Raw genomic sequence first — 3,014 nt, forward strand, 5'->3', positions numbered from 1 at the left:
GCGAGGAGCAGATCCTGCGCTACCTCGCCCGGGGCTTCAGCAACAAGCAGATCGGGCATCAGCTCGAGATCAGCGACAAGACCGTCAAGCACTACCTCACCAGCCTGATGCAGAAGCTCCAGGTCAGGAACAGGGTCGAGGCCGCCCTCATGGCCGCCAAACGCGCCACACCAGCCGAACCCCACACGCACCGCGTGAACTGACGGCATCCCACAGGGCGGCACGAGGCGGATCCCGCACCATGGCGAGTGCCGTGGTGATTGCCTCGAGCCGGAGCTGATGCACTTGCCTGTGTTGGGGCGTCCGTCTCTCGGGCTGCCTTAGCGAGCAGGCAGCGGACCGGCTTTGCCAGTCAGATCGTGCGGCTCAGGACCCGCCAAGACGCGCGGTGTTCTGTTCCTATGCCTTTGCCTGAACGGCTTACGGCTCGCGGAAGGCTCGTGCGCTCGGGTCCTGCTTCCTGTGGGACTGCTTACGACTCGCGGAAGGCTCGGGCGATCTGGTCCTGGAGGGGCTTGATGAAGTACTGCAGCGGCGTGCGGTCGTGCGTCTGCACGTACACCTCCGCCTGCATCCCGGCCTGGAGCTTCACGTTCCCCAGACGCGCCACCTCCTCCCGCGGCAGCGCCACCCGGATCGTGTAGTACGTCGCCCCCGTCTGCGGCTCCCGCGTCACGTCCGCCGCGATCCGGCTCAGCGTCCCGCTCAGCTCCGGCGTCGTGCGCTGGTTCGAGGCGTGAACCCGCACGTTCGCGTGCTGCCCCACCACCAGCTGGTCGATCTCCTGCGGCAGCACCTTGGCTTCCAGCGTCAGCGAGTCGTTCGCCGGCACAATCAGCATCGCGGGCTCCGCCGGCGAGATCACCCCGCCCACCGTGTGGACCGCCAGCTGGTGCACGTAGCCCGCGCTCGGCGAGCGGATCTCCACCCGCTTCAGCTGGTCCTCCGCGGCCACCCGCCGCTCCCCGTACTCCGCCATCCGCCCCTGGATCTCCCGCAGCTCCTTCATGACCTCCGCCCGGGTCTCCTCGTCGATCTGGATGATCTGAAGCGACGTCTCCGCGATCTTCCCCTCCGACTGCGCCACCGCCGCGATCAGCTGGCCCCGCTGCCCCTCCAGGCTCGCGGCCTCCCGCTCCAGCGCCGACAGGCGCGTCAGCTGCACCAGGTTCTTCTGGTAGAGCTCGCGCACGCCTTTGAGCTCGTTCTCGATGATCGCCGATTCCCGCGCCTTCGAGCCCTGCTGCGCCCGCAGCCCCACGATCTCGTCCCGCAGCTGCGCGATCCGCTTCTGCAGCTGGCTCTTCTGCCCCTCCCGCGCCGTGCGCCGCGCCTCAAACAGCGTCTGCTCCGCCGCCACAAGCCGCACCACCGCGGGATCCGAGCGCCGCCCCGCCAGCTCCGCCGGCCACTCCATCGTGGCCCGCCCGTCCCGCTCCGCCTCCAGCCGCGCCTGGCGCGCGGCGAGCTCGTCGAGCTGCTTGGTGACCATCTGGAGGTTCGCCCGCGTGACCGTCTCGTCGAGCCGGATCAGCAGATCCCCCTCGGCCACCCGGTCGCCCTCCCGGACCTTGAGCTCGCCCACGATGCCCCCCGTCGGGTGCTGCACCTTCTTGACGTTGCTGTCGACCACGAACTGCCCCGGCGCCACCACCGCGCCCGAGAGGGTGGAGGTCGCGGCCCACAGGCCGATCGTGCCGCCAAACAGCCCGATCAGCGACAGCCCCATCACCGCAGACCGGCGCAGCGCCGCCTGATGGGCGGAGGGTTGGGTTCCAGAGGTCGTGCTCACAGGCGGATCTCCCGCAGATCGTTGAAGCCGTCGAACAAGGAGGTCACAGGCGGATCTCCCGCAGATCGTTGAAGCTGATGGTCGTCACAGACGGATGGGCGTCACCCGCTCCGCTCACGAGGAGCGCACCTCGCGCAGATGCGGAGCGGGAGCCGGCGCGCCCGCAGGTGCCGCCCCCGCGGGAGCTCCCGCCGGTGCCGGCGCAGGGGCCGCCACGGGCCGGCGCATCACCGTCTTGAGCACCTCGTCGCGCGGCCCGATCGACTTGATCCGACCCGCCTCCATGATCCCCACCACGTCCACGTGGCCCAGCGCCGCCGGACGATGGGTGATCACCACCACCACGCCCCCGCGCTCCCGCACCCCGAGGATCGCCTGGTTGAGCGCGTCGTCCCCCGCCCCGTCCAGGCTCGCATTCGGCTCGTCCAGAACCACCAGGAACGGATCCCCGTACAAGGCCCGCGCCAGCGCCACCCGCTGCCGCTGCCCGCCCGACAGCGCCGTCCCGCTCTCCCCGATGCGCGTGTCGTAGCCGTTGGGCAGCTGCAGGATCATCTCGTGCGCCCCCGCCGCCCGCGCCGCCGCGATCACGCTCTCGGCCGAGGCCTCGGGCCGGAAGCGCGCGATGTTCTCCGCCACCGTGCCCTCGAACAGCTCCACGTCCTGCGGCAGGTAGCCGATGTGGCGCCCCAGATCGTCCGGCTCCCACTGGTCGAGCGTCGCCCCATCGAGCCGCACCTCCCCGCGCAAGGAAGGCCACACCCCCACGAGCGCCCGCGCCAGGCTCGACTTGCCCGACGCGCTCGGCCCGATCAGCCCCAAGCCCTGCCCGGCCTGCAGCTGCAGCGAGGCCCCGAGCACGATCGGCTGCGTCCCCCCGGGCGCGCCCACCACCAGGTCCTGCACGCTCACGCTGGCGCGCGGCGCCGGCAGCGCCAGCCGCTCCGGCCGCGGCGGCACCAGCGCCAGGGTCTGCTGCAGCCGGTGATAGCTCTGACGGGCCCCGATGAAGCCCTTCCAGTTCGCCACCGCGATCTCGATCGGGGCGAGCGCCCGCGACATCAGGATCGAGGTCGCGATCATGGCCCCGCCGCTGAGCTGGCCCTGGATCACCAGATAGGCGCCCAGGCCCAGGCCCGCCGATTGCAGCACCATGCGGAACACCTTGGCGGCCGCGCCGATCCCGGCCGCCGCATCGCTCGCCCGCAGCCCGTCGGCCACA

The 3,014-nt window shown here is 71.2% G+C and carries 3 protein-coding genes; 1 reads left to right on the forward strand and 2 read right to left on the reverse strand.

All coding sequences use genetic code 11. From position 1 onward, the window contains the following. Positions 1 to 203 (forward strand): response regulator transcription factor (locus VIB55_RS00560; RefSeq protein WP_331874709.1); only part of this gene is annotated, 203 nt, incomplete at its 5' end. Positions 204 to 472: 269 nt separating this feature from the next. Here VIB55_RS00560 and VIB55_RS00565 read toward each other — a convergent pair. Next, complete coding sequence (locus tag VIB55_RS00565; protein WP_414680792.1) at positions 473 to 1,729, reverse strand: HlyD family type I secretion periplasmic adaptor subunit; 1,257 nt, start codon at positions 1,727 to 1,729, stop codon at positions 473 to 475. Between the two features lie 177 nt (positions 1,730 to 1,906). Then, a partial coding sequence (locus tag VIB55_RS00570; protein ID WP_331874711.1) for a type I secretion system permease/ATPase occupies positions 1,907 to 3,014 on the reverse strand: 1,108 nt, incomplete at its 5' end.

It is taken from the genome of Longimicrobium sp., from assembly GCF_036554565.1.
Lineage (GTDB): Bacteria > Gemmatimonadota > Gemmatimonadetes > Longimicrobiales > Longimicrobiaceae > Longimicrobium.